Origin of the sequence: Frankia sp. R43, assembly GCF_001306465.1 — a bacterium.
Classification (GTDB): Bacteria; Actinomycetota; Actinomycetes; order Frankiales; family Frankiaceae; genus Parafrankia; species Parafrankia irregularis.
Map to the genome: position 1 here is coordinate 1 of NZ_LFCW01000007.1, position 13,681 is coordinate 13,681.

The 13,681-nt window shown below is 71.3% G+C and carries 11 protein-coding genes; 8 read left to right on the forward strand and 3 right to left on the reverse strand.

The window, feature by feature from the left end:
• The 6 genes from ACG83_RS27685 to ACG83_RS27710 form a co-directional block, all read left to right on the forward strand.
• A partial coding sequence (locus ACG83_RS27685; RefSeq protein WP_255354781.1) for an acyl-CoA dehydrogenase family protein occupies positions 1-491 on the forward strand: 491 nt, incomplete at its 5' end.
• A gap of 87 nt (positions 492-578) precedes the next feature.
• The gene (locus ACG83_RS27690; protein ID WP_054569591.1) at positions 579-1,871 is read left to right on the forward strand and encodes an acyl-CoA dehydrogenase family protein; all 1,293 of its coding nucleotides are present in this window, start codon (positions 579-581) and stop codon (positions 1,869-1,871) included.
• 151 nt (positions 1,872-2,022) lie between these two features.
• Positions 2,023-2,667, forward strand: a complete 645-nt coding sequence (locus ACG83_RS27695; RefSeq protein ID WP_083473619.1) for a TetR/AcrR family transcriptional regulator — start codon at positions 2,023-2,025, stop codon at positions 2,665-2,667.
• A gap of 341 nt (positions 2,668-3,008) precedes the next feature.
• A complete protein-coding gene (locus ACG83_RS27700) occupies positions 3,009-4,265 on the forward strand; it encodes an amidohydrolase family protein (RefSeq protein WP_235498230.1) in 1,257 nt (418 codons plus the stop codon).
• Between the two features lie 173 nt (positions 4,266-4,438).
• On the forward strand, positions 4,439-5,410 hold the full coding sequence (locus tag ACG83_RS27705; protein ID WP_054569206.1) for an LLM class flavin-dependent oxidoreductase: 972 nt from the start codon (positions 4,439-4,441) through the stop codon (positions 5,408-5,410).
• 82 nt (positions 5,411-5,492) lie between these two features.
• A complete protein-coding gene (locus tag ACG83_RS27710) occupies positions 5,493-6,641 on the forward strand; it encodes a CaiB/BaiF CoA-transferase family protein (RefSeq protein WP_054569207.1) in 1,149 nt (382 codons plus the stop codon).
• Between the two features lie 277 nt (positions 6,642-6,918).
• Here the strand turns inward: ACG83_RS27710 and ACG83_RS27715 are convergent, their stop codons facing one another.
• Genes ACG83_RS27715 through ACG83_RS27725 form a run of 3 tightly spaced genes read right to left on the reverse strand, consistent with a single transcriptional unit; the run spans position 6,919 to position 11,784 of the window.
• Positions 6,919-7,680, reverse strand: coding sequence for a hypothetical protein (locus ACG83_RS27715; RefSeq protein WP_054569208.1), 762 nt, complete (start codon positions 7,678-7,680; stop codon positions 6,919-6,921).
• Positions 7,681-7,724: 44 nt separating this feature from the next.
• Entirely contained in the window at positions 7,725-10,220 is a 2,496-nt protein-coding gene (locus ACG83_RS27720; RefSeq protein ID WP_054569209.1) for a CoA transferase, read from the reverse strand.
• A gap of 1 nt (position 10,221) precedes the next feature.
• The gene (locus ACG83_RS27725; protein ID WP_054569210.1) at positions 10,222-11,784 is read right to left on the reverse strand and encodes an AMP-binding protein; all 1,563 of its coding nucleotides are present in this window, start codon (positions 11,782-11,784) and stop codon (positions 10,222-10,224) included.
• A 216-nt stretch (positions 11,785-12,000) separates the two neighbouring features.
• Between ACG83_RS27725 and ACG83_RS27730 the strand changes: the two genes are divergently transcribed.
• Together ACG83_RS27730 and ACG83_RS27735 are read left to right on the forward strand one after the other, a co-directional pair.
• Positions 12,001-12,393 carry a Zn-ribbon domain-containing OB-fold protein gene (locus ACG83_RS27730; protein WP_054569211.1) on the forward strand — a complete coding sequence of 131 codons (393 nt, stop codon included), beginning with the start codon at positions 12,001-12,003 and terminating at the stop codon, positions 12,391-12,393.
• 80 nt (positions 12,394-12,473) lie between these two features.
• On the forward strand, positions 12,474-13,679 hold the full coding sequence (locus ACG83_RS27735; protein ID WP_054569212.1) for a thiolase family protein: 1,206 nt from the start codon (positions 12,474-12,476) through the stop codon (positions 13,677-13,679).
• The last annotated feature ends 2 nt before the right edge of the window (positions 13,680-13,681 follow it).

The following is a 13,681-nucleotide window of genomic DNA, read 5'->3' on the forward strand; positions in this document are numbered from 1 at the left end:
AGGCGGCCTCCAGCGTCCGACTGCAACCCGGGCTCACAGCACCAAGTACTAACGACGTCGACCGAACGCCCCACCACATTTTCACCCTGTCCCGGGTGGCCCCACCAGGGGCCATGACGGACTGCAAGGACCGGGTCGCCTTCGGTCGGCCCATCGGCTCCTTCCAGGCGATCAAGCACCAACTGGCCGACAGCAGCCTGGCGCTGGAGATGAGCCACGCGGTGGTGACCGCGGCTGCCCGCGCGATCGCCACCCAGGACCGGGGCCCGGTGGAGGCCGCACGGGCCGCGCACGCGGCGAGCCTGGCGAAGGCGTTCGTCTCGGACGCCGCGATCGAGCTCGCGCACAACTGCTGGCAGCACTTCGGCGGTATCTCCTACACCTGGGAGCACGACTTCCACCTGTACCTGCGTCGCCTGACCGCCGACGCTGCGCTGTACGGCACGCCGACCTGGCACCGCGAGCGGGTCTGTCAGCTGTCCGGTGTCTGAGCAGGACGGCGTCGGACGAGAAGCGGAGCCCCACGGGCACCGAAGCTCCACGGGCACCCAGGCTCCATGGGAAGCGAAGGAGGCGTCATCGTGAGCGAGACAGCTCCGGGAAGACCGGATCCCGGCGAACCGGATCTCGAGGAGTACCGGCTGGCCGCCCGGCGGTGGCTGGCGGCCAACCTGCAGCGCCGCGAGGCGGGGCCGGCCGGTCCGGTCCGCGGCGGGGGCACCCACAGTGCCGAGGAGTATCTGCCGGAACGCGCGCTGCAGCGGAAGATCTACCAGGCCGGGTACGCCGGCATCAACTGGCCGAAGGAGTACGGCGGGCAGGGGCTCAGCGACGCCCATGCCCGGGCGTTCGGGCAGGAGGCCGCTCCGTACCGGATGCCCGACCTCGGCCATGCCGGCGGCACCACCTACGGCCCGGTCAGCCAGACACTGCTGCGGCATGCCTCGCCGGATTTCCTGGCCCGGCACGTCCCGCGCATCCTCGCCGGGGACGAGCTGTTCGTGCAGCTGTTCTCCGAGCCGGACGCGGGCTCCGACATGGCCGGCATCACGACGCGGGCGGTCCGCGACGGCGAGGGCGGCTGGCTGATCACCGGGTCGAAGGTCTGGACCAGCGGCGCCTCCTACGCCGACTACGGCCTGTGCCTGGCCCGGACGAACTGGGACGCGCCGAAGCACCGCGGGCTCACCTGGTTCGCCGTCCCGATGCGCGGCGAGGGCATGACCATCCGGCCCGTTCGCGAGATCACCGGTGCGGCGGAGTTCTGCCAGGAGTTCCTCGACGAGGTCCGGGTGAGCGACGACGAGGTGATCGGCGAGGTCGACCACGGCTGGGCGGTCGCGCAGACCATGCTGCTGGTCGAGCGGGGCGCGGGGCGCGACGACCCGGTCAACATGCCGGAGACCGACCCGGCCACCATCGACCCGTTCCTGGTCGACCTGGTCCGGGCCGCGGGGCGGGCCCAGGACCCCGTCGCCCGCCAGGCACTCGCCCGGATCCACACCGCGGACTGGGCCCGCGGCCAGCTGGGCCGGCGCATCACCGGCCTGCTGCGGACGAGCGACAGGCCCGCGAGCGGCATCGCCTCCTACTGGAAGCTCGCGGCCGGCGTGTACAACCCGCAGCGGGCCCGGCTCATGCTGGAAATCGGGCAGGGGCAGCCGCTGGTGTGGCGGGACGACGCGGGTCAGCGGGCGGCACTCGAATATCTGAACAGCCGGGTGTGGTCGATCGCCGGCGGCTCCAACGAGATGCAGCGCAACGCCATCAGCGAACGAGTCCTCGGCCTGCCTCGGGAGCCGAGCTTCGACCGGGGCCGGCCTTTCAGCGAAGTCCAGCGCAGCGCCCGCGAGTGGCTGGAGAAAAACTGAAACCGGCGGCAGCCCGCACGCATGCCGGTGTGGCGTGCGTCTCGCGGGTGTTCCGTGGCTTCGGTGGCGGGCGGCGGCACGAGGAGGCAGGTCATCTCCGTATGCATCTCGGTGGTCTTCCGGCGGGGACCACACAGGTATACTCCGGACGGTGAGCATTTCGAATGAGCCGCGGCGGCGGGCAGGGCTTCTGCAGGAGCGTTCGCGGGAGACCCGGCGCCGGCTGGTCCGTTCCGCGCTGCATTTGTGGACGGAGCGCGGTTTCGAGACCGGTATCGAGGACACGAAGGTCGAGGAGATCTGCCAGGCCGCCGGCGTGACCAAGGGGACGTTCTACTTCCACTTCGCTCACAAAGAGGACATCCTGCTTGAGATGGGTGTCGAGACGGCAACCATCCTCAATGACACGGCAAATCGTTGCGTCCGGGCGGACCGCGGTATCAACGACTCACTGCGTACCGTCATGAACGCACTCGCTCGCAACATCAAGGGAACCCCGCCGGCCGCGGTGAGCCGCGCCCTCGCCGAGTTCCGGCGTCCGAACCGGTCGGTCGCGTCCTACGAGGGCCCGGCCTTCGCGGAGGCGTTCGAGAAGCTCTTCGCCAGGGCCCAGGAGAAGGGCGAGGTGACCGGCCAGATCGAGGCATCGGAGATGGCGCAGATCCTGGAGGCCCTGGTCGTCGACTCCATCATGGAATGGTCCCAGGGCCGGCTCAACCGGCTCAACCAGGCCCTTTACCGGCGCGCGGCCATCGTCGTCGCCGGGCTGCACCCCGACAACGAGCTTCCGCTCTGACCCGACCGCTCTGACCCGCCCGGGCTGAACACACGCCCGCGGGCAATGCCGTCCGCGACGTTCCGGATGGCATTCACTGGCATTGGCCAGCACACACCGACGGGCCCCCTCCCGTTTTTGGGCTGCCTCGGGGCCGTCGACGGTGCCGACGCGTGACAATCCCGCGGGCACGACCGGCCTGAAGGCGAGCGAAATCCAGGGCGCGGCAGCCCCACTTCAACGCTGCGGGGTGGCGTCGGCATGCACACCAGAGTTAGACTGAGTTCAAATCTGGTGATCAGGACAAGTCTCCTGGAGGAACGTTGCCTGACAGCCCCCAGCTTGGGACGCGCGGAATCTATGTGGCAGATCTCGAGCAGAGCCTCGACTACGGGATATTCGACGCGGACCACCATCTCTACGCACCTTCGGACGCGGTCACGCGATACCTGTCGGCCGAAATGATCGACCGTGCATGGCTGCCCGGAGAACCGCGGATGCTCACCGAGGAAGAACACGAGGAAGACGAGGATGCCGACCACGAGCGGCGGACACTCGGCGTCCACTCGCAGCCCGAGGGCGGCCACGGCGGTGTGGACATCACCGAGTTGCCCGCGATGGCGGGCAGCATCCCCATTCCAGGCGCGATGCTCAACAGGCTCAACCCGATGAAGGATCTCGACCAGCTCAGCCGGGCACAGCTGGTGGAGCGATACAACGCGATGCGCCCGGCCTTCGAGAAGAAGGATCCCCGGCTGGCGCTGATGGATCTGCAGAATGTCGAGCTCGCCGTGCTGCATGCCGTCGGGACCGGCTGGGAGAGCGCGTTCGGGCGCGGCGACATCGAGGCCGGTTACGCGGTGAACAGCGCGTACAACGACTGGCTGTGGGAGGACTGGGGCTACTCCCACGACGACCGGATCCTCGTCCCGGTGCCGATCCCGTTGCTCGACGTCGACCGCGCGGTCGCCGAGCTGCGGCGGGTCCTCGACCGCGGTGCCCGGTTCGTCGACCTCCCGCCCGGGCCCGCCTACGGCCGGTCGCCGTTCGACCCGTACTTCGACCCGTTCTGGTCCCTCGTGAACGAGACCAACACCCGGGTCGCGGTGCACCTGGGCGGCACCTACGCCCGGCACGGGGCCGAGTGGAGCGAGGATCCGAACGGCCGCTACCAGCACTTCGACGGCTTCCAGTGGGTCTCCTACTGGGGTGACCGGCCGATCATGGACACCGTCACCGCCATGGTGTTCCACAACCTGTTCGGCCGCTTCCCCAACATTCGGGTGCTCATCGCCGAGTTCGGCACCGTGTGGCTGCCCTACCTGCTGCGCAAGCTCGACCACGCGATGCTGCTGGGCCGCCGGCCCAGGTGGGGCACGCTCCCCGGGCGGCCGTCGTCGATCTTCAAGGAGCGCTGCGTCATCGCGCCGTTCCCCGAGGAGAACGTCTCCAAGGCGATGGACGTCGTCGGCAGCGACTGCCTCGTCTTCGGGTCGGACTTCCCGCACTCCGAAGGCATCCCCGACCCGATGCAGTACGTCTCGCAGATCAGGCATCTCGACGACGCCACCGTCCGCAAGATCATGCGCGACAACCTCAGCCGGTTCCTGGACGCCTAGTCGTTTCTGGGCGCCTAGTCGTTTCTGGGCGCCTGGACCTTCCTGGGCGCCTGGACATCGTGCCGGTCGTCGCACCGGTCCCGACGAACACGCGGTGGGTGCCGGGCGGGACGGACAGTCCCGGTACCGGCACCCACCGAAGGCACGGAAGCAGCGGAAGAAGGTGAACATCGATGCGCTTCGCGATGCGCTTCGACTTCCGGAACCCGGCCTTCGCCGGGACCACGACCGCGGATCGGTACGCCGCGGCGCTGGACATGGCCGAGTGGGCCGACCGGCTGGGCTGCGCCAGCATCACCGTGTCGGAGCACCACGGCTGTGCCGACGGGTACCTGCCGAGCCCGGTCACGATGCTGGCCGCGATGGCCGCGCGCACCCGGACCGTCCGGTTCAGCATCGCTGCGCTCATCGCGCCGTTCCACGACCCGCTGCGGCTGGCGGAGGATCTGATCGTCCTGGACAACCTGAGCCGGGGCCGGGTCGACGTCGTCATCGCCGGCGGATACGTGCGCGAGGAGTTCGACCTGTTCGGCGTGTCACCCCGGGAGCGGCCCCGGCGGGTCACCGAGGCGGTGACGACGCTCAAGGCCGCGTTCACCGGGCTCCCGTTCGACCACCGCGGCCGCCGGGTCCACCTCACTCCCGCCCCGTACCGTCCCGGCGGCCCGTGGATCTCACTCGGCGGGAGCAGTGAGCCGGCCGCGCGGCGGGCCGCCCGCATCGCCGACGGGTTCATCCCGACGGACCCGACGGTCTGGGAGTTCTATCGCGACGAGGTGCAGCGGCTCGGGCGGCCCGATCCGGGCCCGAGCCCCATCGGCACGACGCGGACCGTCGCCCTCGCCGAGGACCCGGAGAAGGGCTGGGACCAGATGGGTCCCTGTTTCCTCTACCAGACGAACGCCTATGGGGCCTGGCAGGCGCAGGATGACGGGGGCAGCCCCTACCGTGTGCTGCCCGACGTCGACGCGCTGCGCGCGACCGGGCAGTACCGGGTGGTGACCCCTGACCAACTCGTCACGGAACTGCGGGCCTCTCCCAGCCCGTTCGCCAACTTCCACCCGCTCTGCGGCGGGATGCCGATCGACCTGGCCTGGTCCAGCCTGCGGCTGTTCGAGCACGAGGTGCTGCCGCGGCTGCCCTGATCCACCCCGGCGCCGACCCGTCGCCGGGCTGATCCACCCGCTGTGCCCACTGGCTCGTCCCGGCCCGACCCGAGGAGATCACATGCCCGAACCGACATCCGCGCCGGCTCCGCGGGCGGCACTGCCCCTGAGCGGTGTGACCGTGCTCGACCTCACCCGGTTGCCGCCCGGCGGGTTCGCCACCGTGCTGCTGGCCGACCTCGGCGCCGACGTCATCCGGGTGGAGTCACCGAAGGGGCGGCAGTTCGACGGTCCGATCGGGCTCAACCGCGGGAAGCGCTCACTCGCGCTCGACCTGCGGCACCCGCGCGGGCTGGAGGTGCTGCGGGCGCTCGCCGCGCACGCGGATGTCCTCGTCGAGAACGAGCGTCCAGGTGTCCTGACGGAGCGCGGGTTCGGCTACGAGCACGCGGCGGTCGAGACGCCACGCCTGGTGTGGTGCTCGATCACCGGCTACGGCCAGGACGGCCCCTACGCCCAGTGGTCCGGGCACGACCTGTCGTTCGCGGCGCACTCCGGGCTGCTCACCGCGCTGAACCCGCGGCAGCCGTGGCATCCGGAGCTGATCCTGTCGATCCCCGTCGGTGCGCTCACGGCCAGCGTCGGGATCCTCGCCGCACTGCGTGAACGCGACCGCACCGGCACGGGTTCCCAGCTCGACATCAGCCTGTCCGAGGCGTCCACCTGGCTGCTCTCGTCCGCCGACGGGATCATCGACCGCGGGCCCCGCGGTGTCCCGTTCGGACCCGACCGCAGCGTCTACGAGTGCGCGGACGACACCTGGGTCGCCGTCACCGCCGCGGAGCCGCGGACCTGGGACGCACTGTGCGAGGGGATCGGACTGCCCGACCTGACCGGCTCCCTGCGCCGCTGGGAGGACCCGCACGCCGTGGCCGAGCGGCTCGCCGAACGCTTCCGGAGCAGGAGGGCCGAGCACTGGGCCGCCGAGCTCGGGCCGCTCGGGGCCAGCGTGGTGCGGGTGAACCGCGGGCCGGACCTGCCGAACGACCCGCAGGTGGCGGCCCGCGGGCTGCTGCGGAAGGTCGGTGACCTGACGGTTCCCCGATCCCCGGTCCGCATCCGGGACGAATCCGGCGAACGCCCGCCCGGCCCGACCTACGCCCCGCCGCCGGTCGGCGAGCACACCCGCGCGGTGCTGGCGCAGGCCGGGCTCAGCGCCTCGCTCATCGACGAGCTGCACGCCTGCGGCGCCGTGGGCCGCCGCTCCTGATCGATCCCGCGCCGTCGCGCAGCACCGGCAATTCGACTCAATAGCCGCAAAAGGGTCAGAGATTCGCCTGGCAACCCGCAAGAAGTAAGGATTTTGGTCGTCGGAACGACCAAAATCCTTCACTCCTGCGGCTCACCAAACCGGGCCACCGGGCTCTCGGAGGTCCGGCCGCGTTCGTGGAGCGCGAGCCTCCCCGGCTGCCCACCAGCGATCCTGATCGACGCCAATCCGTGGCAGGCTACGGACACAGCCACGTGCCGTCGCAGTATGGGAACGGTCAGGACGGCGAGCCCGCCACCTGCTCGGGCTCGGTGAACCGCTGCCAGTTCCACTGCACCACCGACTCGAAGGGGCCCGCGAACACCGGCTCGACACCGCTGTCCTTCCAGCGTTCCTCCAGCAGCGGGCGGACGGCGGCCCCGACCGTCGCCGGGTCGGCGTCGAGGTAGGCCACGGTGACCCGGTGCGTCTGGTCCACCTGGTGCGAGGTCTGGTAGCCGGGTGCGGTGCCGTACAGGTAGACCCCGGCCACCCCGGGCACGGACAGCAGGCCGTCCGCCCCGGCCCCGCGGAACTCGCTGTCGTACTCCTCGGCACGCTCCGGGTCGAGTCGCTCCACGACGAGGTAGACCCCCAGGTTCGGGCGCCACGGGACGGCGTGGTCGGAGATGAGGGTGCGCTCCGCCGCACGTGGTTCGAGCAGCTTGTACGCCCCGAGCATCAGGAACGGGCTGGGCTCGATGAACCGCCCGGTCTCGTTCAGCCTCCTGTTCAGGGCCTGGAACTCCGCCAGGTTCTGCTCGACCGGATCGGACAGCAGGTACGAGACGAGGTTCTCGGCATCGACCAGATCGTCGGACTGGGCGGCCCGCTGGGCGCGGCAGGCTGCCGTGGAATGCCACCGCTGGGCGTTGACGATCCCCGGGACCGTGAACTGCTCCGGCATGTGCCTGGTCGCATGCCATTCGAGGTACTCGGCCTCGGAGACACTCTTCGGAAGTCCAGTGAGTGCGATGAATCCAACCTTGACTCGGTTCAACGGAACACCTTCCGGGATGACGCTTTCGGATGTGGTCTCATAGCTCAGGTCAGCCTTTTCAGCTCGGGTAGCCGGTCGGGCAGGCACAGGACGCCGTCCGCGGCCAGCCTTTCCATCTCGGCCGGGGAGAGCCCGAGCCCGGCGAGGATCTCCACCGCCTGGGAGCCCACCGGCCCGGGGCTGGCGCCCACGACGGGCGGCGTCTCCGACAGCCACTGGCCGATGCCGGGCCGTGGGACGTCCGCGCCGTTCGGGCCGCGCTCGAAATAGACCACGCCGCGGCCGTGCAGATAGCCGACCGCGTCGTCGATGGGCACGTGGTGGTGCGCGCCGATGCCGGCGTCGACGAGCCGGCCGACCCAGTACGCGGCCGGCTCGCCGGAGAACCGGGCGGCCAGCCGCGCGGCGAGTGCTCCGCCCGGGTCCCGCCAGGTCTCCACGTCCCCGCCCGGGTCCCGCCAGGTCTCCACGTCCCCGCCCGGGTCCGCCGCGTCGCCCGGCTCGAGGACGTCGCCCGGCTCCGCGGTGGCCTCCAGGCCGACGGCACGCAGCAGCCCGTTGACGTCCCGTTGCCCGGCCGCGAGGAAGAACCAGCCGTCCTTCGCCTGGTAGAAGCGCGCCAGGGCGGTCGCGCCATGCTCGTTGCGCAGTGCGTCCGGCCCGCTGCCTTCCGCCGCCTGGGCCTCGGCCGCCAGGTGGACCGCCTGGTGGAAGGTGGACCCCTGCACCAGCGACGCCCCGACCTGCTGGCCGGCGCCGTCGCGCAGGCGGGCGAACAGGGCGACCGCCACCGCGTAGGCGCCGAGGATCCCGGTGTCCGCGTCGTTGACCGGGGTCGGCTGGTAAAGCGTCCAGCCGAAACGCGCGCCGTAGCGCCAGCTCATGCCGGTCGCCGCGTTGCACTGGTTCTCGTAGCCGCGACGGTGCGCCCAGGGCCCGTGGTGGCCGTAGGCGGTGATGGAGCAGTGCACCAGGCCGGGGTTGAGCACGCTGGTCCGCGCGTGGTTGATGCCGTAGCGGGCCTGTGACCTGAGGGTGAAGTTGGTGACCAGCACGTCCGCGTCACGGACCAGGTCGGCCACGAGCCGGCGGCCCGGCCCGCTCCGCGCGTCCAGCAGGATCGTGCGCTTGCCGCGGTGGAGCTGGCCGACGATGCCGTCGGTCACCGCCGGCACCGGGTTACCGATCTTGATGACGTCCGCGCCGAAGTCGGCGAGCACCCGGGCCGCCGTCGGGCCGGCGACCGCCTGGCTGAGGTCGAGGACGGAGTGCCCCTCCAGCGGAAGATCCACTGGGCGCGGCCGCGGCGCACCGCTTCGCGACGGCGACACCCCGGCCCCGGGCACGGCTGGCCCGCGGGTGGCCCGCTTCCCGGCCCAGTGCCATTCACGCAGCTCGGCGAGCACGGCGCCGCGGTCCTGGTCGGGCAGGTGCCGGGGCCTCGGCGCGGCGGGGGCCCGGCCCAGGTCGAATCCGCGGCCCGGCAGCACGAGCGGCCCGGCGAGCGGGTCGTCCAGGGTGACGACGGCTCCGGACAGGTGCGCGTGCTCGCTGGCGACCCACTGCGCGGGGGTCCGGACCATGGCCATCGGCGTCTCGGCCCTGGTCGCGACCTCGTCCCACCAGGCCGCCGGGCGGCTGCGGACCAGGTCGGCGAACATCGTCATCGCCCGGTCCCGGTGCTCCCGCGCGAAGCCGCGGGTGGCGACGTCGATCAGGCCCTGGCGCTCCCACTCCGGCGCGACCCCGGCGGCGACGAGCAGCGGGATGACGAACTTCGCGTACGGCGACAGGTCGACCAGGCCGCCGTCGGCACACTCGTAGGTGAGGTCACGCAGCAGGTGGCCGTCGCCCATCAGCGGGTTCTCGTACACCCGCATGCCCAGCATCGTGCTGTAGGCCTCGGCGAACGCCTCCGCCAGCGGGACCGCGACCAGCTGCCCCCGGCCCGAGCGTTCCCGGGCGATCAGCGCCATGACCACCGACACGGCGCCCATCAGCGCCCCGAAGTTGGACGCGGTGGTGATCGGGCTGAACAGCGGCGCGGCCGGGTCCTCGACCCGCACCCGCCGGCGGCCCGACGGGTCCCAGTGCTCGCTCAGCGGCCGGTAGCCGGCCACCGCCGTCTGGATCACTCCCTCCCAGGCCGCGAGTGTGGCCTTCTCGTCATCGCCGGCGAAGCCGGGCAGCGAGCAGTAGACAAGCCGCTCGTTGGAGGCACGGGTGGCACCCGGGCCGAGGCCCAGGCGGTCCATCACCCCGGGCCGGAAGTTCTCGACGAGCACGTCGGCGCGGGCGACCAGGTCCAGCGCGACCGCCCGGTCGGACGGCCGCTTCAGGTCCAGCGTGATCCGCCGTTTGCTGCGGTTGACGTAGGCGTCGAGCGGACCGGGCTCGGCCGCGGCGCGCGGCGAGTCGACGTGCACGACGTCGGCACCGGCCTCGGCCAGCAGAAGTGCTGCGACCGGGCCGGCGATCTGGTGGCCGAAGTCGACGACCCGGATGCCCTCGAGGCCGGCGGGGCCGGTCACGCCGGGCATGTCAGTTGACCTCGCGGGTGCGGCCGGCCCAGTAGGGGGCACGCAGCCTGAACTTCTGCAGCTTCCCGGTCGCGGTGCGTTCGAGCGCCGGCCGAAGCTCCACGCTGGTCGGGCATTTGTAGTGCGCCATCCGGGACCGGCAGAACTCGATCAGCTCGGCGGGGGTGGCGCAGGCGCCGGGACGCAGCACGACCAGGGCCTTGACCGTCTCCCCCCACTTCTCGTCCGGGACGCCGATCACCGCGGCCTCGGCGACGTCCGGGTGCTGGTAGAGGCAGTCCTCGACCTCGATCGAGGAGACGTTCTCACCGCCGGTGATGATGACGTCCTTCTTGCGGTCGGTGATCGCGAGCAGTGGGCCGTCGAACGTGCCCCCGTCGCCGGTGTGGAACCAGCCGTCCCGGATCGCCGCCGCGGTCTGCTCAGGCTGCTCCCAGTAGCCGTCGAAGACATGGTTCGACCGGGCGAGGATCTCGCCGGAGGCATCGGTACGCAGCCGGACCCCCAGCGCAGGGGCACCGGCCTGCGCCAGCAGCCGGGCACGCTCGGTGGTCGGCAGCTTCTCCCAGCCGCGCCGGGCCCGGTTGACGGTGAGCAGCGGCGCCGCCTCGGTCAGCCCGTAGATCTGGATGAACTCCCATCCGAGCTGCTCCTCCACCCGGGCGACCACCGCGCTGGGCGGCGGCGCCCCGGCCACCACGATCCGCACCCGGTCGCGGCCCGGGACCGGGCGGCCCTCGGCGACCCGCGCGGACGCGGCGTCGAGGATCGAGGCGACCACCGCCGGGGCGCCGCACATCAGCGTCACCCCGTCCCGCTCGACCCGGGTGAGGATGTCCTCCCCGTCGATCCTGCGGATCACGACATGCGTGCCACCCATGCCGGTCACCGCGTAGGGCATCCCCCAGCCGTTGACATGGAACATCGGCAGGGTGTGCAGCAGGACGTCGTGCTCGGTGACGGTGGTGTGCCAGCCGAACGAGGCCGCGTTCAGCCAGCAGGTGCGGTGGGTGAGGCGGACGCCCTTCGGCCGGGCCGTGGTGCCGGACGTGTAGTTGATCGTGCAGACGGCGTCCTCGTCGGGCTCCCACTGCGCCCACGCGGCGGACGCGGCGGCGTCGGTGGGGTCCGCCGGGGCGAACAGCTCCGCGTCGGACACCCCGTCCAGCACGAGCCGGTGGGCGACCTTCACATCGGCCAGCGCGTCGGCGTGGTCCGGGTCGACCAGAAGCAGCTCGGCGCCCGAGTGGCCGACGACGTAGGACACCTCCTCGGCACCCAGCCGGTAGTTCACCGGGACCAGCACCCGCCCGCTGCCCGAGACCCCGAAGAAGGCGGTCAGGAAGCGGCCCGAGTTGGGCGACACGATCGCCACCCGGCCGCCCACCGGCACCCCGAGCCGGGCCAGACCGGCCGCCACGCCGCGGGCACGTGCCGCCAGCTCGGCATAGCTCAGCCGGCCCAGTGAACCCGCCTGGCCGGGCTCGTCGACCAGTGCCAACGCACCCGGATACACCGCCTCAGCCCGGTCCAGAAAGTCTCTGACCGTGAGCGCGACCTTCATGGGCGTCCTCCCTCCACACGACCGGGTTGACAGTACAGGTACTTCAACCTAGTGTAAATATGGCCATCCTGAATACGGACAGTCACACCCTTGTAGATCTTTCTGCGAGAGGGCGTTATAGCATTCGGAAAAGGCTGGTTAATTCGTCCGCAACGGCGTAGGAGTGATTCACGCGTCATCGGCGGTTCAGTATTGGGTCGAGGGCAGGGGTTCTTCGTGGCAGAGCGGATTCCGCTGGTGGACTATCTGGTTCTGGGCGGCGAGCCGCGGCTGGTCGCCCAGGAGTGCGAGCAGTGTTCGGCACGCTTCTTCGACCGCCGCAACGCGTGCGCGTCGTGCGGCGCGACGGCGTTCCGGGCCGTCGCGGTCCCGCGAGAGGGAACCGTCCACACGTTCTCGATCGTGTCGATGGCTCCGCCCGGTGTCCCGGTGCCGTTCGTCGCGGCCGTCGTCGACTGCGGCGGAACCAGGGTGCGGGGCTGCCTCGTGAACGTCGAGCCGCGCCCGGAGAACGTGACACTGGGCATGAAGGTGCGGCTGACCACCGTGCCCGTGGGCGCCGACAGCGCGGGGGTCGAGGCCGTCGGGTACGGCTTCGAGCCGGTCTAGACAGCCCACGGGTCCCCCCGAGCCACGGCACAGGCACCGGCGCCGGCGCCGGGCTCGTCGAGAAGATCGAAAGGACGGCCATGGCCCAGGATGTCTGGATCCTCGGGATCTCGATGACCAGGTTCGGCAAGCACCGGGACAAGGACGGCATCGACCTCGCCGCCGAGGCCGCGGCCACGGCGCTCGCCGACGCGGGCATCACCATGCGCGACATCGGCGTGCTCGCCACCGGCAGCCTGACCGGTGGCAGCTCCAGCTTCGGCCAGCTGCTGCAGAAACAGATCGGGCAGACGGGCATCCCCGTCTACAACGTCGCCAACGCCTGCGCCACCGGAGCGACCGCACTGCGGGTCGCCATCATGGCGATCAGGGCCGGCGAGACCGACATCGGGATGGCCGTGGGTGTCGAGAAGCTCGCCGGCGCCGGCCTGCTCGGCGCGCCCGGTCAGGCGTCGGCGGGCGACGGCACCTGGTCGCGCCGAGGCCGGTTCGGCGCGGTCGCACCGCTGGAGGGCCGGGTCGGCACCGACAGCATGCCGGGAGTGTTCGCCCAGATCGGCCTGGAGTACGGGCACCGCTACGGGGGCGCGAGCTTCGAGCTGTTCGCGCGGATCGCCGAGAAGAACCACGCGCACTCGACCCTGAACCCGCTGGCCGCGTACAGCCGCCGCTTGACCCTCGACGAGATCATGAACGACGTCATGATCGCCTACCCGAACACCCGCCCGATGTGCTCGGCGAACTGTGACGGCGCCGCCGCGGCGATCGTCGTCAGCGGCGACAGGCTGCGCCGGATGTCCCCCGAGCAGCGCAGGCGGGCCGTGAAGGTCAGCGCGTCGGTGCTCACCAGCGACCCGTGGCAGGACGGCTGCCAGGTGCTCCCGGACGTCAACACCCTCACCCGCTCCGCCGCCACCCAGGCCTACGAGCAGGCCGGCATCGGACCGCAGGAGCTGGACCTCGTCGAGCTGCACGACTGCTTCGCCACCGCCGAGCTGGTGCACTACGACAACCTGATGCTCTGCGCACCGGGCGAGGCGGTCGGCTTCTTCGAGTCGGGTGCCACCTGGCGCGACGGGCGGATCCCGGTGAACGTCAGCGGCGGCCTGCAGTCGAAGGGCCATCCCATCGCGGCCACCGGTATCGCCAACGTCTGGGAGATCTGCCATCACCTGCGCGGCGAGGCCGGCGACCGGCAGATCGCCGGTGCCCGGGTCGGGCTCGCCCATGTCATCGGGCTGGGCAGCGCCTGTGGCGTGCACGTGCTGGAGAAAGCCGCCGCCTGATG

Coding starts and splice junctions, on each gene's coding strand:
- ACG83_RS27705 (WP_054569206.1), top strand. CDS start 4,439: ATGCGCTTCGCGATGCGCTTCGACTTCCGGAACCCGGCCTTCGCCGGG.
- ACG83_RS27710 (WP_054569207.1), top strand. CDS start 5,493: ATGCCCGAACCGACATCCGCGCCGGCTCCGCGGGCGGCACTGCCCCTG.
- ACG83_RS27720 (WP_054569209.1), bottom strand. CDS start 10,220: ATGCCCGGCGTGACCGGCCCCGCCGGCCTCGAGGGCATCCGGGTCGTC.
- ACG83_RS27725 (WP_054569210.1), bottom strand. CDS start 11,784: ATGAAGGTCGCGCTCACGGTCAGAGACTTTCTGGACCGGGCTGAGGCG.
- ACG83_RS27735 (WP_054569212.1), top strand. CDS start 12,474: ATGGCCCAGGATGTCTGGATCCTCGGGATCTCGATGACCAGGTTCGGC.